Source organism: Amycolatopsis mongoliensis, assembly GCF_030285665.1.
In the GTDB taxonomy this organism is placed as follows: domain Bacteria; phylum Actinomycetota; class Actinomycetes; order Mycobacteriales; family Pseudonocardiaceae; genus Amycolatopsis; species Amycolatopsis mongoliensis.
The window spans coordinates 6649365-6671099 of the sequence record NZ_CP127295.1; the positions used below are offsets into that span (position 1 = coordinate 6649365).

23 protein-coding genes and 1 pseudogene are annotated in these 21735 nt (G+C 69.1%); 15 read left to right on the forward strand and 9 right to left on the reverse strand.

What is annotated here, in order from left to right; translation table 11 throughout:
- Window positions 1-67: 67 nt before the first annotated feature.
- Window positions 68-172: pseudogene (locus QRX60_RS31865) on the forward strand (IS5/IS1182 family transposase); the annotation flags it as partial.
- A 106-nt stretch (window positions 173-278) separates the two neighbouring features.
- Here QRX60_RS31865 and QRX60_RS31870 read toward each other — a convergent pair.
- Entirely contained in the window at window positions 279-851 is a 573-nt protein-coding gene (locus QRX60_RS31870) for a hypothetical protein (protein ID WP_285995131.1), read from the reverse strand.
- Window positions 852-877: 26 nt separating this feature from the next.
- Here QRX60_RS31870 and QRX60_RS31875 point away from each other — a divergent pair, with 26 nt between their 5' ends.
- Window positions 878-1084 carry a hypothetical protein gene (locus QRX60_RS31875; RefSeq protein ID WP_285995132.1) on the forward strand — a complete coding sequence of 69 codons (207 nt, stop codon included), beginning with the start codon at window positions 878-880 and terminating at the stop codon, window positions 1082-1084.
- Between the two features lie 136 nt (window positions 1085-1220).
- Here QRX60_RS31875 and QRX60_RS31880 read toward each other — a convergent pair whose 3' ends face one another.
- Both QRX60_RS31880 and QRX60_RS31885 read right to left on the reverse strand, forming a co-directional pair.
- Window positions 1221-1580: a hypothetical protein gene (locus tag QRX60_RS31880; protein ID WP_285995133.1), complete on the reverse strand. Its 360-nt coding sequence runs from the start codon at window positions 1578-1580 to the stop codon at window positions 1221-1223.
- Between the two features lie 311 nt (window positions 1581-1891).
- Complete coding sequence (locus QRX60_RS31885) at window positions 1892-3202, reverse strand: extracellular catalytic domain type 1 short-chain-length polyhydroxyalkanoate depolymerase (protein WP_285995134.1); 1311 nt, start codon at window positions 3200-3202, stop codon at window positions 1892-1894.
- Between the two features lie 197 nt (window positions 3203-3399).
- Here QRX60_RS31885 and QRX60_RS31890 point away from each other — a divergent pair, with 197 nt between their 5' ends.
- From QRX60_RS31890 to QRX60_RS31905, 4 genes are all read left to right on the forward strand, one after another.
- The gene (locus QRX60_RS31890) at window positions 3400-4197 is read left to right on the forward strand and encodes a PaaX family transcriptional regulator (protein WP_285995135.1); all 798 of its coding nucleotides are present in this window, start codon (window positions 3400-3402) and stop codon (window positions 4195-4197) included.
- 77 nt (window positions 4198-4274) lie between these two features.
- A complete protein-coding gene (locus QRX60_RS31895; protein ID WP_285995136.1) occupies window positions 4275-4700 on the forward strand; it encodes a hypothetical protein in 426 nt (141 codons plus the stop codon).
- 236 nt (window positions 4701-4936) lie between these two features.
- The gene (locus QRX60_RS31900; protein WP_286003738.1) at window positions 4937-5302 is read left to right on the forward strand and encodes a transposase; all 366 of its coding nucleotides are present in this window, start codon (window positions 4937-4939) and stop codon (window positions 5300-5302) included.
- A gap of 299 nt (window positions 5303-5601) precedes the next feature.
- Window positions 5602-5874, forward strand: a complete 273-nt coding sequence (locus QRX60_RS31905; RefSeq protein WP_285995137.1) for a hypothetical protein — start codon at window positions 5602-5604, stop codon at window positions 5872-5874.
- Window positions 5875-6100: 226 nt separating this feature from the next.
- Here the strand turns inward: QRX60_RS31905 and QRX60_RS31910 are convergent, their stop codons facing one another.
- The 3 genes from QRX60_RS31910 to QRX60_RS31920 all read right to left on the reverse strand — a co-directional run bounded on the left by QRX60_RS31910 (window position 6101) and on the right by QRX60_RS31920 (window position 9714).
- On the reverse strand, window positions 6101-7315 hold the full coding sequence (locus QRX60_RS31910) for an MFS transporter (protein WP_285995138.1): 1215 nt from the start codon (window positions 7313-7315) through the stop codon (window positions 6101-6103).
- Between the two features lie 124 nt (window positions 7316-7439).
- The gene (locus QRX60_RS31915) at window positions 7440-7751 is read right to left on the reverse strand and encodes a hypothetical protein (protein ID WP_285995139.1); all 312 of its coding nucleotides are present in this window, start codon (window positions 7749-7751) and stop codon (window positions 7440-7442) included.
- A gap of 538 nt (window positions 7752-8289) precedes the next feature.
- Complete coding sequence (locus tag QRX60_RS31920; protein WP_285995140.1) at window positions 8290-9714, reverse strand: hypothetical protein; 1425 nt, start codon at window positions 9712-9714, stop codon at window positions 8290-8292.
- Between the two features lie 184 nt (window positions 9715-9898).
- On the opposite strand from QRX60_RS31920, the gene QRX60_RS31925 reads away from it, so the two are divergent.
- From QRX60_RS31925 to QRX60_RS31935, 3 genes are all read left to right on the forward strand, one after another.
- A complete protein-coding gene (locus tag QRX60_RS31925) occupies window positions 9899-10423 on the forward strand; it encodes an RNA polymerase sigma factor (protein ID WP_285995141.1) in 525 nt (174 codons plus the stop codon).
- A complete protein-coding gene (locus QRX60_RS31930; protein ID WP_285995142.1) occupies window positions 10420-11079 on the forward strand; it encodes a Rieske (2Fe-2S) protein in 660 nt (219 codons plus the stop codon). Before QRX60_RS31925 ends, QRX60_RS31930 begins: the two co-directional genes overlap by 4 nt.
- 698 nt (window positions 11080-11777) lie before the next feature.
- Complete coding sequence (locus QRX60_RS31935; RefSeq protein ID WP_285995143.1) at window positions 11778-13256, forward strand: M28 family peptidase; 1479 nt, start codon at window positions 11778-11780, stop codon at window positions 13254-13256.
- A 457-nt stretch (window positions 13257-13713) separates the two neighbouring features.
- Here QRX60_RS31935 and QRX60_RS31940 read toward each other — a convergent pair whose 3' ends face one another.
- Window positions 13714-14172, reverse strand: a complete 459-nt coding sequence (locus QRX60_RS31940) for a peptidase inhibitor family I36 protein (protein WP_285995144.1) — start codon at window positions 14170-14172, stop codon at window positions 13714-13716.
- Between the two features lie 699 nt (window positions 14173-14871).
- Between QRX60_RS31940 and QRX60_RS31945 the strand changes: the two genes are divergently transcribed.
- The gene (locus QRX60_RS31945; RefSeq protein WP_285995145.1) at window positions 14872-15108 is read left to right on the forward strand and encodes a cupin domain-containing protein; all 237 of its coding nucleotides are present in this window, start codon (window positions 14872-14874) and stop codon (window positions 15106-15108) included.
- A 52-nt stretch (window positions 15109-15160) separates the two neighbouring features.
- Window positions 15161-15460 carry a hypothetical protein gene (locus QRX60_RS31950; protein WP_285995146.1) on the forward strand — a complete coding sequence of 100 codons (300 nt, stop codon included), beginning with the start codon at window positions 15161-15163 and terminating at the stop codon, window positions 15458-15460.
- A gap of 10 nt (window positions 15461-15470) precedes the next feature.
- On the opposite strand, the gene QRX60_RS31955 is transcribed toward QRX60_RS31950, so the two are convergent.
- Both QRX60_RS31955 and QRX60_RS31960 read right to left on the reverse strand, forming a co-directional pair.
- A complete protein-coding gene (locus QRX60_RS31955; protein WP_285995147.1) occupies window positions 15471-17213 on the reverse strand; it encodes a sensor histidine kinase in 1743 nt (580 codons plus the stop codon).
- Window positions 17203-17889 carry a response regulator transcription factor gene (locus tag QRX60_RS31960; RefSeq protein WP_285995148.1) on the reverse strand — a complete coding sequence of 229 codons (687 nt, stop codon included), beginning with the start codon at window positions 17887-17889 and terminating at the stop codon, window positions 17203-17205. The genes QRX60_RS31955 and QRX60_RS31960 overlap by 11 nt, the downstream gene beginning before the upstream one ends.
- Before the next feature lie 78 nt (window positions 17890-17967).
- Here QRX60_RS31960 and QRX60_RS31965 point away from each other — a divergent pair, with 78 nt between their 5' ends.
- The 4 genes from QRX60_RS31965 to QRX60_RS31980 are packed head-to-tail and all read left to right on the forward strand — an operon-like array spanning window position 17968 to window position 21505.
- The gene (locus tag QRX60_RS31965) at window positions 17968-18549 is read left to right on the forward strand and encodes a hypothetical protein (RefSeq protein WP_285995149.1); all 582 of its coding nucleotides are present in this window, start codon (window positions 17968-17970) and stop codon (window positions 18547-18549) included.
- Window positions 18550-18568: 19 nt separating this feature from the next.
- Window positions 18569-19657 carry an efflux RND transporter periplasmic adaptor subunit gene (locus QRX60_RS31970; RefSeq protein ID WP_285995150.1) on the forward strand — a complete coding sequence of 363 codons (1089 nt, stop codon included), beginning with the start codon at window positions 18569-18571 and terminating at the stop codon, window positions 19655-19657.
- A complete protein-coding gene (locus QRX60_RS31975; protein WP_285995151.1) occupies window positions 19654-20346 on the forward strand; it encodes an ABC transporter ATP-binding protein in 693 nt (230 codons plus the stop codon). The genes QRX60_RS31970 and QRX60_RS31975 overlap by 4 nt, the downstream gene beginning before the upstream one ends.
- Window positions 20333-21505, forward strand: coding sequence for an ABC transporter permease (locus QRX60_RS31980; RefSeq protein WP_285995152.1), 1173 nt, complete (start codon window positions 20333-20335; stop codon window positions 21503-21505). Before QRX60_RS31975 ends, QRX60_RS31980 begins: the two co-directional genes overlap by 14 nt.
- Window positions 21506-21735: the final 230 nt, after the last annotated feature.

Genomic DNA, 21735 nt, shown 5'->3' on the forward strand with positions numbered 1-21735 from the left:
ATGACGCCATGTGTCCTAAGAGCGTGTCTCACTTGGATCTTGACGGAGGTGCGGGCAAGATCGTGGCGTGATGGTCGGGTTGTCGCGGCGGCTGGTGCCTGACGAGTTGTGGGCGCTGGCCGAGCTGCTCATTCCACTGGGCAAGACGCGTCCGCAAGGTGGTGGAATGTCTTGAGTGGACGATCGGGCGGTGTTCGCCGAGATCGTGTTTGTGCTGACCAGTGGGTGCGGTTGCGCGGCCAGAAGCCAAAGAAGTCCGGCAAGATGATTGTGATGGGCTAGTCGTCGACTTTCATCAGTTTCTCAATTTCAGCCCTCGTTCGCAAGATAAGTGTCGACATCGCCCCCGCGGAACTCTCGATACTTGTCTCCACTTTGAGCCGCATATCCTTGGGTCGCTCACTGTGAAGTAGTGCCAGAGTAGAATTTGTATCACAAAATTCGAAGTACGCCTCCACGCCTGCTTGGATAATGTCGTCAGACCCATGCGTCTGCAAGGTTCCGAGGAGCGCCTGACCATCCCTTTCAAGCTCCATAATGGGGCTGCCGTTGAATTCGCCGACAGGTCCCGGCCTGAGCATCTCCTTCGCCTTGACACCTAAAGCATGGTCCCACTTTTGGAACAACGTCAGTAGATCGCCGTAGTTCGCCACACGTTGTTCACGAAGACGCTGCGCCTCGACTTGGCGTAATCGCCGCTCCTCGCGGTCGTGCTCTCGCCGCCAGCGGAGATCTTCTCGTTCTCGTTCACGTTCCCAACGTCGATCCTCTCGGCGGGTTGCAATCAGCTGGGCACCCCAACTCCCAAGCACTGCGCCGATGAAGCCAAGCACTGCCGCCCACGCGTTCATGCCCAGAAGAGTACGAGGTGGCAGTTGTGAACTTGAACTTCACCGAGCTGACCCCGGAACAGTGGATCACACGCATCACCCGCCAGCACGACGCGCAGATCCCCGAGCTGGAGACACTCGATTCCTACTACAAGGGCTCGCAGTCGTTGGCGTACATGCATCCCGAGCTGCTGTGTCCTGCTCGGCTACTTGACCGAGCGTCGCCGGATCACCCCGAGATGACGATGTCGTGACCGCCGGCGAGTTGCGGTCACGTGGCCGGCGACGGACTATGGATTTGGGGCCGGTGAAGCCCGCCCGTATCCGGTCGATCGTCGACGAGCTCTTCTCCGGGCCGACGATCTGGAGTGGTAGTGGCTCTACGGCGGCTCACCGAAACTCGTGTACGACCTCGATCGGGCCGAGCATGTGCGCATTGAACTCGTCGAGTTCCTCGGCCGGAACCCACAACTCCAGAATGGTCTTGCCGCCGGCCTGCTGGACTGGATAACGCTGAAGGAACTCCGACTCGACCCGAAAGCGAGTGACGTAGCCGACCCCGTGGTGCGGCACGTTCCACTCCCGGGCGATCTTGATCGCGTACTCCTCGTTGAGCACGGGATAGAAGATCGGTTGCTCCGGGAGACGGGGTGGCCAAGCGTGCCAGCCGGACTGCCGGATGAGTTCCAGCTCCTCCGGACCGGTCGGCCGCCACGGCACAGTGGTCGGCGTTGCCTCCTCCTGAACCACCGTGCACCCCTCCATGCTCAGTCGAGTGGATCGTTCTGCTGATGCCGGAGCCTACTGAGCAGTCTGACCTCCCTGCCGGCCGATTTCAGGCGGTCCTGTGTTGCCGGATCATTCTGGCGGTGACGGACGGCCTGCCGTGAGAGGCAGGTCGACTGGCCGCGGTTTGCGGGACGGCGGACGACCGCCCTTACGTCTGCCGGTGGGCGCTGTCCCGCGACGACGGTCAGCTCGGAGAAGTCGAGGACGACGTTGTCCGGATAAGGGATCGGGCGGTCGGTTTCCGACGTGCGCAGGGGCTGCCCGCCGCCCGGTCAGGTGCGCGAACAGGCCGTGCCGTTGAGGGTGAACGACGCGGGCGCGGCCGTGATCCCGGTGTGGGTGGCCTGGAAGCCGATGGTGACCGAGGCGTTCGGCGCGATCGTGCCGTTGTAGGCCGCGGCGCGCGCAGTCACCTCCCCCGACGATGGCGAGTACGTGGCGTTCCAGCCGGAGGTGATGGTCTGGCCGTCCGGCAACGGGAAGACCAGCGACCAGCCGTCGACCGGGGCGGTGCCGGTGTTCGTGATGGTGAGGTTCTCGGTCAGCCCGCTGTTCCACGCGTTCACCGCGGCCGCGACCGCGCACGACGCCGACGGCGTCGGGGTGGTGGTCGTCGTGGTCGGTGGTGTGGTGGTGGTCGGCGGGGTGGTACCGGTCAGGCCGAAGAAGGCGATGGCGTACGCGGCCATGCCGGTGGCCGGCAGGCTGTGGCCGGCTCCCTGGATGCTGTACGCCTCGACCTGGACGGTGCCGGATGCGTCGGCGTAGCGGCGGCGGTTCCAGCCGGACTGCGGGGTGTCGGTGGACGTCGGGGTCTGGCTCAGCCCGAACACATTCGTCCACTGCTCGATCTCCTCCTGCAGCAGGGAATAGGGCACGAGGGTGTCGGCGGTGCCGTGCCAGAGCTGGATCCGCGGGCGGGGACCGGTGTAGCCGGGGTAGGCCTGCCGGACCGCGTCGCCCCACTGCTGCGGGGTGCGGTTCATGCTTCCGCCGGTGCACTTGCTGCTGCCGGGTGGGTAGTCGGCGGCGTTCGCGAAACAGCTGAACGGCACGCCCATGAACGCCGCGCCGGCCTTGAAGACGTCGGGGTAGAGCGCGAGCATTTCGTTGGTCATCATGCCGCCGGACGACGATCCGGTGGCGAAGACCCGGCCGGGGTCGCCGCCGTAGTGCTGCTCGGCGTAGGTGACCATCGAGACGATCGAGACCGGGTCGCTGCCGCCGCCGCGCCGCTTGGCCGCGTCGGACCAGGTGTCGAAGCAGTTCCCGAAGCCGGCCTGTTGCTGGGCGCTCGGGTAGATGACGAGGAATCCGTACCGGTCGGCGAGCGAGGCGAATTCGCTGCCCGAGTAGAAGCCGGGGCCCGAGCCGCCGCACCCGTGCATGGCGACCACGATCGCGGGGTGGGCCGGGTGCGAGTCCGGCACGTAGACGTGCATCCGCATCCCGCCGGGGTTGTCGCCGAAGCCGGTCACCTCCACCAGCGAGGCAGCGGCCGCCGGTGATGGCGCCGACAGTGCGGCGGCGGCGATCAGCGTGGCGCCGGCGAGCATTCCGAGCAGTGTCCTGATTCTCGTCATCGTCGACCTCCGGTTGGGAATTCCCCGCCACGACGTTAGGCAGTTCCACAACGACCGTCAATGATTTGCCGACCATTCGAGTTGTGGTTACTCTGATTGCGACGAAACTTTCGGTAAAAGGTAGACGAGTATTTGATGATCGTCACTTTTTCGGTGAATATCGGCCGGTGCTCCGGTCCGGCGAGAGGGGGCCGGGAATGCCGGTCGTGCGGCCCGAGGCGCTGCTGCTCACCCTGTTCGGCGACCACGTGCTGGACCGCGGGACGGTCGTGTCGACCGGCGGTGTCCTCGGCGTGCTCGGCCGCCTCGGCGTCGGCGAACACGCGACCAGGGCGACGCTCGGCCGAATGGGGCAGCGTGGCCTGCTCCGCACGGAACGCCGTGGCCGCCAGGCGTTTATCGGGCTGACCGCGCACGGCACCGAGGTGCTGCGCGACGGGCAGCGCAAGCTCGAGGGCGAGGTCGTCGACCGGCACTGGGACGGGCGGTGGACGCTGCTGACGTTCTCGGTGCCGGAGAGCCGCCGCGCGGACCGGCACGCGCTGCGGACCCGGCTGGGCTGGTTCGGTTTCGGGGCGTTGCGCAGCGGCCTCTGGGTTTCGCCGTCGGCGCAGGACGTTTCGGTGGCGCTGGCCGAACTCGATCTCCTCGACCACGCCGAGGTGTTCCGCGCCGAATCATTCCTGTGGACCGACCCCGCGCGCATCGCCGGGGAAGCCTGGGAACTGGCCGGGATCGCCGACGGTTGCACTCGGTTTCTCCGCCGCTGGAGGGGCGGGGCCTCCGCCGACCTCGACGACTTGTCCCGCCGCGTCCGGCTGGGCGCGGAATGGCTGCTCCTGATCCGCCGCGACCCGGTCCTCCCGCCCGCGCTCCTGCCGGAGGACTGGCCTGGAGTCCGTGCCGCGGCGTTGTTCGGTGAGCTGCGCCACCAGTGGGCCCGCCCGGCCGGCAAGCTGGCCGAGGAACTACTCGGGTCCATTGTAGACGGCTGACCGGCGTTCCGTTCTCACCTGGGCCTGCCTCCCGCTATCGCGACCACCCCGAACGCCGTAGTCCCGCGCTGAGACGCATGCTTGAGCACTACCGGGCAATCGCGATCGCTGCCGACCGGCACCCGCAGGCGGTGCCGGAGCTTCCTCTTCCCGAGGAGTTTCCCGGCCGCGCGGAGGCGCTGGACTGGTTCGACGCCGAACGGGCCAACCTCACGGCTGCTGTCGCCTTGGGAATGACCACTTATCACCTCGAAACGTCCGGCGCACTGTCCGGAACCCTGGTTCGATACTTCGAGCGGCGGCACCACCTCCTCGACTGGGAGATTGTCGCCCGGTACAGGGTTGTCACCGCGAAGCAGCTCGGGATACCAGGGGCGATCGGCGCCGCGTCAAACAGTCTGGGGGCCGCGGTGCCTGGAACAGTGACGGTCTGCGGCAGGAGCGGTCGGTCATCCCGGCTGCGCCTTCGACGCGGGTGGGACACGAAGGCCTCCGGGCGGTGATGTGGTTCCTAGACAGCTCCACTTCACAACCGGAGGCCTTCACCTGTCAGCAGGACAGGCGGTTACCGCCCTCAAATCAGGACAACGTCCCTGGACATCACACCTAGAGCCTGTTTCGATGTGCTGACCAGCGGGCTTCTGGCCGGCGTTGTGGGTGCGGCGTGTCTTGGATCAAATGGACGAGGTCTCCGGTAGGCCGATCAACGACCAAGCTGATCAAGAACACCGGAGACCTCGTGCCTAGCCTAGCGGCGACGGGGCGAGCCGATCTGACCGACGCGCAGTGGGCGATCCTGGAACCGCTGTTGCCCGTCGGCAAGAAGCCCGGCCGCCCGCCACTGTGGAGTAAACGCCAGCTCCTGGACGGTATCCGCTGGCGGGTTCGTGTCGGTTCGCCGTGGCGTGACGTCCCGCCTGTGTATGGCTGCTGGCAAACCGTCTATGGCTTGTTCCGGCGCTGGCAGCGCGCTGGTGTGTGGGCGCTGATCTTGGCGGCGTTGCAGACCCTGGGCAGACCCGTCGGCGGATTCTCCGGAAGTGGAGGAGCGAGCAAGATCGGCAGATCGACGGTTCTGCACGTTCTGCGGCGATCGGTGCAGTAACGACGTCCGTCAGGGCAGTCACGTATGCGGGTCCGCCGTCGTGATGTTGCTGTGCCGTTGCGTAGCGTCTGTTGGCGGCGATGGAGGCTCGGACGGCGGACCAGTCTCCGAGTCCCGGCTGCTGCTCGTCGCCGAGGTGCTGCTGATGCACCTCGTTCAGCATCAGATTTGGTGTGGCCGGCAACGCGGTGGCGCCGTCCGCTGCAGCCTAGGGTGGTGACGCACTGTAACACAAGTGCCTGGCCCGGCGAATACATGATCGCGCTTGCCCGGCGCTCCACATTTCCGGAGGAGATCACGTGGCCGACATCAAGCCCCGGCCGTATTATCACGCACGGGCCGATCTTAATTCCGTCGCTCTCGCCGAGCGGCTGAAGAAGTCATCGGAGGCCGATGGTCCGACCGACTATGCCACTAGGATAAACTTGGAGATCTTAGCGCAGTTGGTGGCAATCCGTAGGCATGCGTTGGTGCTGGCCACCATCGTGGTGACGACAGCGATTCTCGGCCTGATCTTGTTCTTTGTGCTCCTTGGACAACTGCCCGACGGCGTGCCGTCGCGCGGTTACTGAGGCGTGCGACCGCAGTTGCCGATGAATTGGGACGCAGCATGGGTTAACGTGCTGGTCGGGATACTCGCTGTCAGTGCTCCTGCTCAGGGCACGTCTCTAGTTCGAGCACCGTGTCAGTCCGCCCGTACTCACTCCTGACGTGTCGGTGCGGGAGCATCCGTGCGTGCTCGAGACCATGTGTACGGCGGTTCACTCCTCCCGCCGGTCACGGGTGCTGCGTGACGGGTCAGATTGAGGCTCGGCTGGCTCGCGTCCGGCCGAGCACGGGGGCCGACAGCATCAGGAGGGCGAACGCGGCACCGGTCGCTCCGGAGATCAGCAGCGGCAGGGTGCCGTCGGTGCCCCAGGCGAGTCCGGCCCAGATGCCGGCGAGCAGGACGGCGGTGCCGGTGGCGCCTTGGTAGATGCCTTGGGCGCTGCCCTGCACGCCGGTGGGGACGATCTTGGAGATCCAGGCTTTGCCGACACCGTCGGTGCAGGCGTTGAAGCCGCCGTAGAGCACCAAGACGGCGATCGCGACCGGCAGGCTGTGTCCGAGGGCGAGGCCGAGGTAGCCCACGGCGAAGAACCCCAGGCCCAGCGCGTAGACCAGGCGTGCGGGCAGCCGGTCGGCCAGCCGGCCGGCGGGGTAGGACAGGGCGGCGTAGGCGAGGTTGTAGCCGGCGTAGGCGAGCACGACTCCGGCGGTCGGCATGCCCAGGTCGTGCAGCCGCAGCAGGAGCAGTGCGTCAGGGAAGTTGGCCAGGCTGAACACCGTCAGCACGCCCAGCACGCGCCAGAACCGGGCGGGCAACTCCGGCCGGGCGCTCGTGCGGACTCTCCGGTCGTGCCGGGCCGGCCGGGGGCGCGGGTCGGTGACCGCGCGCACCAGCAGGACACTGGCCACGGCCGGGATGACGGCGATCCAGAACAGCGGCCGGAACTGGTGGCCGAGCAGTTCGTAGAGCGCCACGCCGAGCAGCGGGCCGATGACCGCGCCCGCGGTGTCGGCGGTGCGGTGGAAGCCGAACACCCGGCCCCGTTGTCCGGGCGCGATGCCGGTGACCAGGAGCGCGTCGCGGGGCGCGCCGCGCACACCTTTGCCGATCCGGTCCACGACGCGCGCGACGGCGACCACCGGCCACACGGTGGCGAGCGCGATGAGCAGCTTGCCCACGGCGGCGAGCCCGTAGCCGGCGGCGATCAGTGGTGGCCGCCGCCAGCGGTCGGCCGCACGGCCGGCGACGGCCTTGCTGAGAGCGGCCGTCCCGTCGGCGATGCCTTCGATCGCGCCGACCACGGCGGCAGGCGCGCCGAGCACGGTGGTGAGGAAGATCGGCAGGATCGGGTAGAGCAGTTCGCTGGCGGCGTCCTGCAGGAACGACACCCCGCTGAGCACTGTCACGTTGCGGCTCAGCCACGGCCCCTCTTGGCTGGTGGCGGGCTCGTCCGGGCCAGTCATCGGTACCGGACGTCGATTTTCCGGGTGAGTGCTCGCCCAATGGCTCTCCGACGGTGCGCCGCGGGTTCTCTCGCGGCTTCCCCTCCGGAATCGACATCGGCGACGAGGACTCCGGCGCGCACGCTCATACCGGGCTGCCGGCGACGTCGGCGCCGTGCTCCGGACGCAGGTGCTGGTGGCCGGTGAGCGCTCGCCCTGGTTGAGCCGTCATATCGGCGTAAGAGCTGTGAAACTCGACGAACGCGGCGTAGGCCGGGGCGCCGTTCATCAGGAAGGTGACGCCGATGGCTTCGGCCGCCTCTGCCGGGCTCGCACCGTGCCGGACCGCGGCGTCGTGCAGTTCCTTGTATCCGGCGTAGACGCTGGGGATCGCGTGTCGCAGCTCGCGCGTGGGGACGCGCAGCTCGTCGCGGATCCGGATGCCGTAACTCGTCATGTCTCCACGGTGCTCATGCCGGCCCTGTGACGACTGCGGTCTTTGGTCCCTTCCGGGAACGCCATTGGTCGACTCGGATCCTCTGCCCTGCCAGACAGCGCCGTGCACTATTTCGCCCGCGCGGCCGTGGTCGACGTCGGCGTCCAGCCGAGTTCCTTGGCGCCGCCTGACGACCGGTGCCGGTCAGCTCATCTGGGGGAGTGGCCGCCGCGAGGAGCAGGTGTGTCGTTCCGTCGGATCTTGTCGGGATCGCCGATCTGGATCGCGTCGATGAGTTCCTTGTGGACGGTGTACGCACGCTCGGGGTCGTGTCGCGCGCTCGGCGACGCCAACGATATCCACGACTTCCCGGCAGAGCGCTATACGCTCGAGGCCGAGGTGCCACAGATCTTCGAGGCCACCACCCAGTCCCGTCGCCCGCGCTCCGAACGCATCCTGACACTCGTTTCCCAGACTCGCATTTCCACCCCTCACTCGTCGCGCTTGGTGCGGCCGGCTGTGAACCGGCCGCACCAAGCGCACCCCCATGCCCCCAGCCCTATCGGTTGTCGCCGTCCTGCGGGATCGACGCCGGGGAGGACGGGCTCACGCGGGCGATGTCACCGCTGAGCACCCACGCGCGCTGGCTCGGCGCGAAGCGCGGTGAGAGCAGTCCGTCGTTGATCTCCCGGGTGACCGCGACGCGGTTGTACGCGGTCGCGGGCAGGAACAGCCTGTCGTTCGACTGGCCGCCGTCGGACGTGCCTTCGAGGTCCGCCTCGACGGCATCGACGATGCCGTCATGATTGCCGTCGACCCGTGCGACCTCGGCCGCGTAGGCGTCGAAGATCCGCTGGGTCAGGTCGTGCTGGTACGGCTCGAAGGACGCCGGCCGCAGGTAGACGTCCAGCATCACTTCGTTGCCCAGCCCGCTCGGGATGAAGCGGAGCCGCTTCTCCTTGTGGTCGTCGTTGTTCGGCATCGGGCGGTCCGGGTCGTCCGGGCTGGTGTTGAGGAGCCGGTCCGGGTCTCGCGGGATGTTCGGGTTGTCCCCGTCGACCTGCGGCTTGTTCTTCACACCCGCGGGGCCCGAGCCCGGCACGATCGACGACAACGCGCCGATCTTGCCCTTCTCGAAGGTGCCCGGGATCCCGCCGGTGAACGGCAGCTCGTAGGTGGGTGGCACCCAGTTCGTGTACTGGTTCAGCTCCCAGTAGGAGTGGATGTCGCTTTGCTGCGTGGCGTTGTAGGCGCCCAGCGACAGCTGGATCGGCACGAGGTTGGACACCCGGTCCGGCCAGTGGTCGCTCGCGGACGGTTCTCGCGGCGCCTTGCCATCGGTGGTGAACACCGCGCCCGGCCGGTTGTGGTGGTCACCGATCTTGGCCAGCGCGGCGGCATCGCCGGCGGTGACCGTGCCGAAGGCAGCGTGCCCGTCCGGCCTCGGTGCGGCGACGGCCGGCACCGTCACGTCGTGGATCATCCAGCCCTCGTACCAGCCGGACTCGTTGTTGATGACGAACAACCCCGAAATGTCGGTGAACATGTCGACGAAGGATCCGGGGTCGTTCGGGTCGGTCGGTAGCCCCGGTTTCGGCTCGACGACCACCCGTAGTCCGCCCAGTGTGGGCAGGTCGTGGTTCGGCCCGGTGGCTGTCGGTGCGACGCCGTCGTTGATCCCCGGAATGGTCGTGGTGAATACGTTGGGTTGGAAATTCTTGGTGTCCAGCAGGTAGTACTGGAATAACTGACTCGGCGACGGCGCTTCGGAAAACGCAGTCATCGGCGGGAAGGTGCTCGGCCGGCCGGCCAGGACCGCCAGCCGATCCTTCAGCGGCTGCGGCAGCTGCCGGATGTCCCCGCGATCGGTGAACCCACCGCCCCCTTGCTGTGCAACGGCTCCGGCCCCGCCCGCGAACGCGGCGGTCGCCCCCAGCGTCAGTGCCGCGGCCACCGCGGTCGCGGCCTTGCGCTTGCTCCTCATGATCGCTCCTCGCATGAAACGGGCAGTCCCCGCGCTCGCCGGCAGGGGCGCGGAGGAGAAATCAAGGTGGCCCCTCGACGAGAGATATGTACCGGGGTTACATCGCCCGCACCTCGTGGCTGTACTGCGGACGAGCCCGGCGAGTATGGTCGGGAACCATCGGAGCTACGGATGTGGAGTCCCGATGGAGGGGAAGTCCGAACCGGACTGGGAAACCGTTTACCGCGAGAATGTCGTCTGGATCTACCGGCTGATGCTGACCAAAGTGGGAAACCCCGCGGACGCCGAAGATCTCACCGGCGAGGTCTTCCTCGCTGCGCTGAAACCGTTGCGCCTGACGGCCCGCAGCGAAGAGGTCCGCGCCTACCTGCTGGCCACCGCTCGGACGGTGCTCGCCGCACATTGGCGTCGCCTGTTCGGTCGCGAGATCACCACGATCGGGCTCGGCGAAACGACGGAAATACCCGACCTTGGCCAAGGAACGCCGAACGGCTCGTCGCGTCCGGCCACGGACCGGCGGATCAAAGCCATTCTCGCCGAATTGCCCGAACGTGCCCGGAAAGTCCTGCAACTACGATTCCTGGAGTCGTACTCGCTGCAGGACGCCGCCGACGAGCTGGGCGTCACCCTGGCCAACGTCAAGGTGATCCAGCACCGGGCGCTGCGGCTCGCCGCGCAGGCCGCGGCCCGGATAGAGGAGCGGGCATGAACGACGTCGACCGCTTCGCCGAAAGCCTGATCAGGCGGCGCACGCCGGAGCCGTTCCAGCCGGATGACGAGCAAGCCGCGCAGATGCGCGCGGCCATCGAGCTACGCGCCGCGCACGTCGGCGCGGCCGACGCAGTACCGGACGCGGACTTCGTCGCCCGCCTCGGCCACCGGCTCGCGGACCGGCTCGGCGCACAAGCGACCGGCACGCCGCACACACGCCGAGGAGTGGTCCGGACCGCGGGCGTCGCCGCGGCGTCCCTCGCGGCGGGCATCGGGATCGATCGTCTCGTCCGCGGCCCTGACACACCGGCCCCGCTGTCACCGGCCGCGGGCACCTGGCGCACGGTCGCGGCGAGCGCGGACCTGCCCGCCGGGGGCGTGCGCGAGTTCGAACTGGACACCCTGACCGGCTTCGTCCAGCGGACCCCGGACGGCCTGCGCGCGGTGTCCTCGACCTGTACGCACCTGGGCTGCCGGCTGCAGCTCGTCACACCCGAGCGGCAGCTGCTCTGCCCCTGCCACGGCGCGATCTTCGCGCTGACCGGCGAGATCGTGCGCTACAACCTCCCGGTGGACATCCCGCCACTGCCCCACTTCCAGGTCCGCGAGCAGGACGGCGACATCCAGGTCTACGCCCCCGTCGAACGCACGTGAGCCTCCACGTCACCGACTGCCTTCGAATGGCAGGCCGGCCGGGGAACGCACGACTGTGGCGACCTTCCCTTCGAGCGGCGCAAAGAGTCACCCAGGGCAGGCGGGATTGACGCGCCTTGTCGTGCCCGAGGGATCAGCGGACACCGTCACGCATCACCTATCCGTTGCGGTCTACGCGACCACTATCGCGGTACAGCCGCGGCCGAGACGCCCGGCGGGCCCGCTCATCGCCTGAAGCGCGGGAAATCGACAACAAAACCCGCAGAGCGGGCAAATCGGTCAACAAAGATCGGGCCGAAACCGTTAGTATCACACACTCGGCACGCTCTCATGATTCTCGGCGAGCAGGTATCCGATACCACGGTATCGATTGATCACCTCGCGGAATGAAGTGTGTAGCTGGTCACGCGGTCCGATGTGTGGGACGGTGGGAAGGTTCGGTCGGTTGGCGAATGTGGATCGCTTACGATGGGAGCTGCCGAATGTCCGGATTTCTGCGGGGATTGCCGGGTCGAATCACTGTCGTGGCCGCGGTGGCCGCGCTGGTCGCCGGGGCCACGACGGCGCAGGCCGTAGCCGCACCGACAGCCACACCGAACGGGGGTGAGGGGCCGGGTTCGGCCGGCTGCGCCGACCGCGTCAACAACACAGCACGCAAACTGGTTCCCTGTATCAGAACCGAGGACCTCTGGCGCCACATGCGGACCTTCCAGGCGATCGCCAACGCCCATCCGGGTCCCGACGGCCATCCGTCGCGCAACTCCGGCGAGCCGGGTTACAAGGCGTCGGCCGACTACGTCGCCAGGGTGATGCGCCAAGCCGGCTACGACGTCACGATCCAGAAGTACAAGTTCTTCTACTTCGCCTACACGGCCGTGCCGACGTTCCGCGAGGTCTCGCCGGCAGCGCACGACTACACCGTCGTCACCGACTGGAACCCGGGCCAGGCCACCGGGTCCACGACCGCGGCCCTGCAGCCCGCGGGCGGCATCGTCATCCCGCCTACGCCGGCACCCAGCTCGGCCAGCGGCTGCACGGCCGGTGACTTCGCAGGGTTCGTGCCGGGTCGCGTCGCGCTGATCCAGCGTGGCACGTGCCCCTTCGGCGTCAAGGTCCAGAACGCGCAGGCCGCCGGCGCGACCGGCGTGGTCATCTTCAACGAAGGCAACCCGGGACGGACGGCCGTGCTCAACGGCAGCCTGACCGACGCCGCCGGCAACCGCATCGTCCCGACGATTCCGGTCTCGTTCACTTCGTTCGCGACCGGTCAGGGCCTGTTCAACCAGTACAACGCGGCCGTCCAGGCCGGAACAGCCCTGCCGACGATGAACCTCGCCGTCAAGGCGGTCGTCAACCCCGAAGCCGACGACTACAACGTCATCGCCGACTCCAAGGGCGGTGACCCGAACCACGTCGTGGTCGTCGACGCGCACCTCGACGCGATCTACGGCGCCGGCATGCTGGACAACGCATCCGGCTCCGCGACGATCCTCGACATCGCCCAGATGATGCACAAGGTCAACCCGCGCAACAAGCTTCGCTTCATCTGGTTCGGCGGCGAGGAGCTGGGGCTGCTGGGCTCGGCGTTCTACGTGAACAACCTCAGTCCGACCGAGCTGTCCAAGATCGGCTACGACCTCGACGCGGACGTGACCGCGACCCCGAACTACGTCGTCGGCGTCCTCGACCCGGCCGGCGTCGACCTGTTCAGCCGAACGGTGTCGACGCAGTTCCCGCCGCAGGTCTACGAGCCGTCGAAGGTGGCCAGGGACCAGGGCATCGGGTACTTCAGCTCCATCGGGAAGAAGAACATCCTGTTCTCGCCGGTCGGTACGGACGCGTTCTCCTTCAACCAGGCCGGGATTCCCGCAAGCGGGGTGCTGACCGGACAGGACTGCTGCAAGCTTCAGTCCGACGTCGATCTGTTCGGCGGGTCGCTCGGCAACTTCGAAGGAAACGTGCCGGGCACCGACGGCGGCTGCGTCGACAACCCGTTCCGCTGGTGCGACAACCTCGCCAACAACGACCCGCAGGTGCTGACGTTCATGTCGAGGGGATTCGCCACCATGGTGGTCGACATGGCCTTCGACACGACGGTGCTGTCTTCGAGCGGCAAGGTGGCCGCCAAACCTGCGCAAGCGCAGGCACAGGCCGGCACAGGCGCCCCCGCCCGGTAGCCTGCAGCCTCGAAGGACCTGGTTCGCGTCCACCCGGTCGCGAACCAGGTCCTCGTCCGCTGACCCGCGGTTGAGCCGATGTCGTGGTTTTGTCCCTGACCGGAGGGTTGAGCGTGTTCGCCACCACGATCCGGGCCGTGGTGGGACGCGTGCTGCGTCCGGTGGAGGGGGATTCGCCGAGATCACCGAGCACAACCTGACCCGACGTGTCCCTGTGTTCCGAACCGTGGCCGACCAGGTGCGGGTGCTGGGCCCCGACACCCTGGTCACCCGTCACCACCTCGCGCAGTGGCGAAAGCAGCTGTCCGAGGGCACGTCCAGCTGACTTTGCCGGAGTGTCGGAACACATGCACTACACAGCAGGCACTCCGAGCAGTGGTCGCCGGCTCGCGTGCCGGGTACCAGATCCCCGGCACGGGTCCGGTGACGAACTCGAGCGCGACATCGCGGCTCTGTATCACGTCACGAATTTGATGGACTCATCGAGAAATTTTGCCTGGTACAGGTCCCCTTGCGTCCCGTTGGCGGTAAACAGGTCCGAGGTGCTCGTATAGTTGACATTGGTGAACACCCTGACGTTGTGGCCCGTGCGGTTTCGCGCCGACCTGGCGTTCTGCCAGACGCACTGGCCGCTGCCGGTTCCGCTTCCACGGAACTCGTAGCATGTCGGTTGGGTCGGACCGAGATTGGGAATGTTGCCGACGGCGAAGTCGGACACCGCACCGCCGGACACGCCCACCGGGTAGTAGAACAGGCAGAACTCGCCGTCATCGCAGTGGCCGTCCCGTGCACCGGTTGCGTGGGCCGTGCCGGCCAGGGGTATCGCCAATCCGACGGCGGCGCCGACGATTGCCACCGCCCGGGCCACGCGCATACTTGCCGCGGCGCCGCTGGACTTGCTGGTCGATGACCGCATCCTGCTTTCTCCTTCAGACCTGCGGCATCCGAGCCGCGTGGTCAACCGTCCACACCACGCTCGGCGTGCCGGGGCCGTTCAGCTGCGGCCTACGCCACCACCCAGATGGTCGAATCGCTGCTGCTGTTGGGGCGCGGTCGGATGGCGGGGATGGGACGGTCGCTTGGTCAAGGGAGTGGGCGGGCTGCGGCTTCGGCAGAGCAGGGGGAGGTGACGGGTGTTTCCGGGGCGCGCGACGTTAGGTGTGATGTAGGCCCAAGCGCCTGCGAGGTTCGCGCTGGTGAGGTCACTTGACACGAATCGCGGCACTTGCTTTTGTCATGATTCACGCAATGGACTGGGGGGCACACCGTCACCAACGCGGCGAGGATGGCGAGCACGGCTGCGGCGACTTTCCACGACGTGTCGAGCGCGTTCCGGTGGTCCGCGGTGTCGGCACCCCACAGCACGGTCGCGAAGACGACGCCGGCCGCGTGCGGCTTCCGGGCGTCTGCGCATGGGACCTCAGCAGTCGTGGTGGCGACCGAGCATGAGCAGGTCGGCCAGGCCGAAGGCCGGTCCCGCGATGGGCAGGGTCGGTCGCCAGTCGGGTTCGCGGCTCAGGTAGCTCGCCGGGTCGGCGCGCAGCAGTCCGATCAGGACTTCCGCGACGGCTGTCCGGTCCTAGCGGGTGTACCCGTTCGTCGAGGAGGCCTTTCGATGTCATTGACCGTGCTGCAGGAGGCGAAACCGCCCTTCATCCCGGAGGGGGCGCATGCGATGACCGTCGTCATCGAGTACCCGCCGGGCGACGCAGGCACCCCGCCGCACCGCCACCCCGGTCCGGCCTTCGGCTACGTGCTGGAGGGCGAGATGGTCTTCGAGCTCGAAGGCGAGCGGGCTAACATGGCCGGCACGAGCGGGAAGAAGGTGGTTGTGGTGACGCGGTTGCGCTAGCCGCCCGCCCGGAGAGTCCGGGAGCCCGGGTGGCTGGTTCCGGAGGAACGAGATGTCCCGCACGGACAAGACGAAACCGTCGTGGGTGCGCCACCGCGAGCATGGTGGCCTGCCCCTGCACGACCACCGGACCGGCCCCTGCGACCTGCCGCCACAGCCGCCGCGGGAGGACACCGGCACCCGCTGCCGATGGGCCACCGTCACCGGGATGGCCTCCCCGTGGCCCTGCTGTGCACGCACCCAGGAGCGTTCGGCGTACAAGGAATGGCAGGGGTGGGTGCGGGCGGCCAACCGCAAGGTCCGCTACGCCGGTCGCCGTGCCGCACGCGACTGGCGGAAGGACGCCGGCTGACCGGGCCGGCTCAGCGCTCCGGGGGACCGGACCAGGGCAGCCGCAAGGTGAACACCGCACCCGCGGGGGAGCTGACCGCGACCGTGCCGCCGTGTGCCTCGACGAGGTGGCGCACGATGGCCAGGCCCAGCCCGCTGCCTCCGGTTTCCCGCGCACGGGACTTGTCGGCCCGCCAGAACCGGTCGAACACGAACGGCAGGTCCTCGGCCTGGATACCGGTCCCGGTGTCGGCGACTTCGATCACGACGTCGTCGCCGTCGGCCGCCGCGCGTACCGTCACCTGCCCGCCCGGTGGGGTGTAGCGCAGCGCGTTGCCCACGAGGTTGCCGATGGCCTGGCGCAGGCGCACCGGATCGGCGATCAGCACGAGGTCGGCGTCGGCGACGGCGGCGGTGAGGGTGACGTCGTGAGCGTCCGGGGCGTGCGCGACGACGACGTGGTCCACGAGGTCGGCGACCCGCACCGCTTCGGGGTGGATCCGCAGCTGTCCCGCGTCGGCGGCCGCGATGTCCCGCAGATCCTCGATGATGTGCTGGAGCAGCACGGTGTCTTCCAGCAGGGAGTGGGTCAGCGCCTGGTCCAGCGGGAGGTGCCCGTCCTCGGCCGCTTCCAGCCGGCCGCGGACGGCGTTGAGCGGGTTGCGCAGCTCGTGGGCGATGTCGCCGATCATCGTGCGCCGCTGCCGCTCGAGCCGCTCGCGACGCTCCGCCAGCGTGTTGAACGCCGCGGCCAGGTAGCCGATCTCGTCCCGGGAGGTGACCGGCGCCCGCACGTCCCGGTGCACGGCGTCGGTCAGCGCGCGCAGCGGCCGGGCCAGCCGGGAGGCGACCGCCACCATCACCAGCATCGCCAGGCCGACCACGGCCAGCGTCAGCAGGGCGACGCGGGCGGCGTTCGTGGCCGACAGCGGAAACGCGGGCTGCGCTTCGCCGCCGGGGCCGAGCACGAACAGCAGCGCGGGCGGCGCGACGTACCCGGCCAGCTGCTCCCGGCGCGAGGAGTCCGCACAGGACTTCGCCGTCAGCGTCTGGTTGCCCGTGACGACGAAGCCGAGCGCGACCACGGCGGGCTCGGTCACCCCCTGGCGGTGCAGGCAGGTGGCGACCAGCGCGTTCAGCTCGGCGAGTGCCCTGGCTTCGGTCGGGGTGGGCTGGTCGAGTGCGTGCGTGTCGCACTTGGAGTGGACGAAGCCGCCATCGGGCGGGCTGACGACCGGCCGGCCCGACGGCAGCTCCCGGACCTGCGCCGGAATTCCCGTGTCCTGCAGGCAGAATTCGGCCAGTGCGGCCGCGGTCTGCAGGTTGATGCGCTCGTCCGGGCTCAGGGCGTACGGCCCCACCACCCGGGGGTCGATCCCGCTCGGCGAGGTGCCGGGCAGCAGCACCGGGTCCACGTGCAGCGGGTCGACCACCGCGCTGGGCCGCTCGGGCAGCGTCACCGCGCCGCCGCCGGAGTCGGCCACTGGTGTCCGCGCGGGCGTCGTCAGCACGATCCGGCGGCCGGTCTTCGCCGCCAGCAGGCGGACGGTGTCGCCGGCGTCGCCCCAGGCTTGGTGGCGCGCCGCGTAACCGACCAGTTCGTTGTAGATCGACGCGTCGCCGGACAGCGCTTGCCCCTGTTCCTGCCGGATCGACCGAGTCGTGCTTTCGGCCGCCAGCCACGCCATCGCGGCGATCGAGCTGACCGCGATCAGGGCGGAAACCGCCGTCAGCCGGACCACCAGGCTGCGGTGGCGGGCGAACCTAGCCCGCATCGGTGAGCTTGTACCCGACGCCGTACACCGTGACCAGGCGAGCCGGGCGGGACGGGTCACGCTCGATCTTCCGGCGCAGGTTGAGCACGTGCACGTCGATGGTCCGGGTCGTGACGTAGGCGTCCGTGCCCCGGGTCAGCTCCAGCAGCCGCTCCCGGGTGAACGCCCGGTCCGGCTGGCCGGCGAACACCTCCAGCAGCGCGAACTCGGCGTGCGTGCACTCCGCCGGCCGTCCTTCGAGGTGAACGGCGTGCCGCTCCGGATCGACCACCAGGTCCCCGACCCGCAGCAGGGGACCGTTCTGCGGCCCGAACCGCGCCCGGCGCAGCAGGGTCCGCGTCCGGGCGAGGAGTTCGCGGGGACTGTAGGGCTTGGTCATGTGGTCGTCGGCGCCGAGGTCGAGGCTGCGCAGCAGGTCGTACTCGGAGTCGCGCGCGGTCAGCACCAGCACCGGGAGGTCGGACTCGGTGCGCAGCGTGCGGCAGACGTCGAGGCCGTCCATTCCGGGCAGCATCACGTCGAGCACCAGCAGGTCGGGCCGGCGCTCGCGGGCGTGCGCCAACGCCGCCGGCCCGTCGTGCACGACTTCCACCGTGTGCCCGTCGCCTTCCAGGTAGAGGCGGATCACCTGGGCCTGTTTGGGGTCGTCCTCGGCGACCAGTACACGGGAGGACATCGGCTCAACCTAACCGGGCGGACAGCATTCGAACAGCGCCTTAACCGGATGCTGACGACTTCGCCCGAGGCTGTGCCCATGACGATCTTTTCCCGACGGCTGAAGCTGTGCCTGTGCGCGGCCGCGGCGCTGTTCGCGGCCGTGGCCTGCGGCAGCTCGCCCGCGCCGGCGCCGAGCGTGGCTGCCTTGCCCACCAGCGGGACACCGGCGAGCACCGGGACGGCGACCGCTGCGTCCACAGTGGACCGTCACCCGCACCAGACGCTGAACACCACCGACGCCGAATGGTGGAGCTGGACCCAGGCGTACTGGAAGTGCCTCGAGGAGCACGGTGTCCCGTACGTCGAAAAGGAACCGGGAATCCTCGCGCCGAAGGGCAACGACGAAACGATCCGGGGCCGGAACCCGGCCTACGACGGCGCCTTCGACCAGTGCGAACCCGTCAAGCCGTTGCCCGCGCCCGAACTTTCGCCCGACACCAACCCGCACTACATGGACGGCTACCGCAAGGAGATCGCCTGCCTCAACAGCCACGGCCTGAAGGTCACTCCGCTGCCCGACGGCGGCGGCTGGAACTACGACGGCCACCCGACGATGTCCCAGGACGAGCAGACCAAACTGCAGTTCGACTGCCGCAAGGAAGCCTACAGTGCGGGATAAGGCCGGGCCGGGTACAGCGGTGACGATCTCGCTCGTGGCCGCAGCCGCGGTGGTCACCGGGGCCGGGGTGTGGTGGTTCGGCGACGCACCCGTCCGGCCGACGGCGGCGGCCCCGGCCGCGCCCGGCACCGCGCAGGTGCGCCGGACGGACCTGTCCACCAGCACTTCCGCCGCGGGAACCCTCGGCTACGGCACCACCCGGATGATCAGGGGAACCGGCGCGGGAATCGTGACCTGGCTGCCCGCCACCGGCGCGACGGTGGACCTCGGCGGCCAGCTCTACCGGGTCAACGACAAGCCGGTCGCGCTGTTCTTCGGCGACACCCCGCTGTACCGCAAGCTCGACGGCCCGGACCTGGTCGGCAAGGACGTCAAGCTGGTCGCGGACAACCTCGCCGCGCTCGGGTACCGCATCGGCGCGCAGCCCCGGGTCGCTCCGTCCGGTTCGTCCTCGGCCAAGGCCGGCAAGGGTGAAGCGGTCCTCACGCAGTCCCTGATCGACGCGATCAAACGGTGGCAGACCGCCCAAGGCGTGGAGCCCACCGGTGTGGTGGACGTGGGCGACGTCGTCGTCTTCGGCGGACCGGTGCGGATCGGCGGGGTCCAGGCGCAGCTCGGCGACCCCGCGACGAACCCGCTGTTCGAGGTGACCGCCACGACCAAGTCCGTCACAGTCGGGATCGACGCGGCCGACGTCGGATCCCACAAGGCGGGGGACAAGGTGACCGTCACGATGCCCGACGGGAGCACGGCCGGCGGCGCGGTCAGCTCGGTGGGGACGGTGGCCAAGGGCGGTAACTCCGCCGACGGCAGCGGTGGCGGCTCACCGGCCGCGCAGCGGGTGGATCTGGTCGTCGCCCTGGACGATCCGGCCCAGGCCGGTTCTCTGGACTCGGCGTCCGTGCAGGTCGCTTTCCCGGCCACGAGCCGGCACGGCGTGCTCGCGGTGCCGGTCGGCGCGCTGCTCGCGGTCAAGCAGGGCGGGTATGCCCTGCAACGCCCCGGCGGCGCGCTCGTGCCGGTCACCACCGGGTTGTTCGCCCGGGGCATGGTGGAGGTCGGCGGCGCGGGCGTGACCGAGGGCATGACGGTGGTGACCGCGTCGTGACGCCGGTGCTCGCCGTGCGCGGTGCCGGCATGACCTACCCGGGTGGGGTGCGCGCGCTCGACGGGGTCGACCTGACGATCCGGGCGGGCGAACTGCTGGCGATCGTGGGGCCGTCCGGCTCCGGCAAGTCGACCCTGCTCACCGTGATGGGCACGTTGGACCGGCCGACGTCCGGCACCGTCGAGGTGGACGGCCAGGACGTCGCCGGCCTGCCGGACCGGGACCTGTCCGCGCTGCGCGGCCGCCGCATCGGCTTCGTGTTCCAGCAGTTCCACCTCATCGACGGCCTGAGCGCGACGGCGAACGTGGCCACCGGCCTGCTGTACGCGGGAGTACCGCACCGCCGTCGCCGGGCGCTGGCGCTGGCCGCGCTGGAGCGGGTCGGCCTGGCCCACCGCGCCGATCACCGGCCCGGTCAGCTCTCGGGCGGGGAACGGCAACGGGTGGCGATTGCCCGTGCCGTGGTCAAACAGCCCGCGCTGCTGCTCGCCGACGAGCCCACCGGCGCCCTGGACACCGCGACCGGCGCGGCGGTGCTCGATCTGCTGAGCGGGCTGAACGCGGAGGGCACGACCGTCGCGGTGATCACCCACGACCGGGACATCGCGGCCCGGCTGCCCCGCCGGCTGGAGCTGCGCGACGGCCGGCTCGTCCGCGACACGGGAGCGGTGTGCCGTGAACCTGCGTGACCTGCTGTCCGCCGGGCTGATCGGCCTGCGCACGCGCAAGGCCCGCGCCACCCTGTCGGCCGTGGGCATCTCCATCGGCGTCGCCACGCTGGTGCTGGTGACCACGATCCCGGCGTCGAGCCGGCAGGCGCTGGCCGTTCAGCTGTCCGCGCTGGGCAGCGACGTCCTCGAGGTGTCCTCGCCGGTGCAGCTCAGGCCGCCGGTGCCGCTGCCGCGGGAATCCCCCGCGATGGTGCGCCGGATCGGCCCGGTGACCGAGGTGCGGGCGGTGGGCAAGACCCCTGCCCGGATCAGCCGGTCCGACCACTCGGACCCGAACGAGGTGACCGGTGTGACGGTCCAGGCCAGTGATCTCGGACTGCTGTCCGCGGTCCGCGGGCACGTCGGATCCGGCCGGTTCCTGGACGCGGCCACCGAGCAGTTCCCCACGGTCGTCCTGGGTGCCGTGGCCGCCTCGCGGCTGGGGATTCCCGACCTGGCCAGGGAAACGGCACCGCAGGTCTACATCAGCGGTGGCTGGTTCACGGTGATCGGCGTGCTCGACCCGATGCCGCTCTACCCGGAGCTCGAGCGGTCGGCGCTGGTGGGCTGGGACGCGGCCCGCGCGTTCCCGGGGTTCGACGGCCACCCCAGCCTGCTCTACGTCCAGGCCACCGAGTCCGCCGTCGAGGACGTGCGCGCGGTCCTTCCCCGCACGGTCAACCCGGAGCGGCCCGATGCCGTGCAGGTGACCAAACCGTCCGACGTGCTGGCCGCCAAACGGGCCACCGACACCGCGTTTTCCGCGCTCCTGCTGGGACTGGCCGGAGTCGCGCTGCTCGTCGGCGGTATCGGGGTGGCCAACACGATGGTGATCTCGGTGCTGGAGCGCCGCGGCGAGATCGGTCTCCGCCGCGCACTGGGCGCGACCCGCGGCCACATCCGCGGCCAGTTCCTCACCGAGGCGATCGTCCTTTCCGGACTGGGCGGCGGGCTCGGCCTGCTCCTCGGCCTCGGCGCCAGTGCGGTCTACGTGCTGCGCCAGCAATGGCCGCTGGTGGTCCAGCCGGAGACCCTGGCCGGCGGACTGGCCGGCGCGCTGGTCATCGGCGCCCTCGCGGGGGGCTACCCGTCCGTGCGGGCGTCCCGGCTCACGCCGACCGAGGCTCTGGCCCTGTGAGTGCCGAACCAAGGAGTCTCATGCGACGAAAGCGCACCTTTCCTGCGGCATGGGGCGTCATCGTCGTCGCGGTCGTCAGCCTCCCAGGTGTTCCTCACCGACGACGCCGTCGGCTTGGCCGCCTACGCCCGTGCGGCGTCCGATCCTCGCTACCGCCTTTCCTGACACCCGACCAGACCCGCGCCCGCGGTGCTGGTTCTCGTTCTCGGGCGACGGCGTCGCGGACCGCA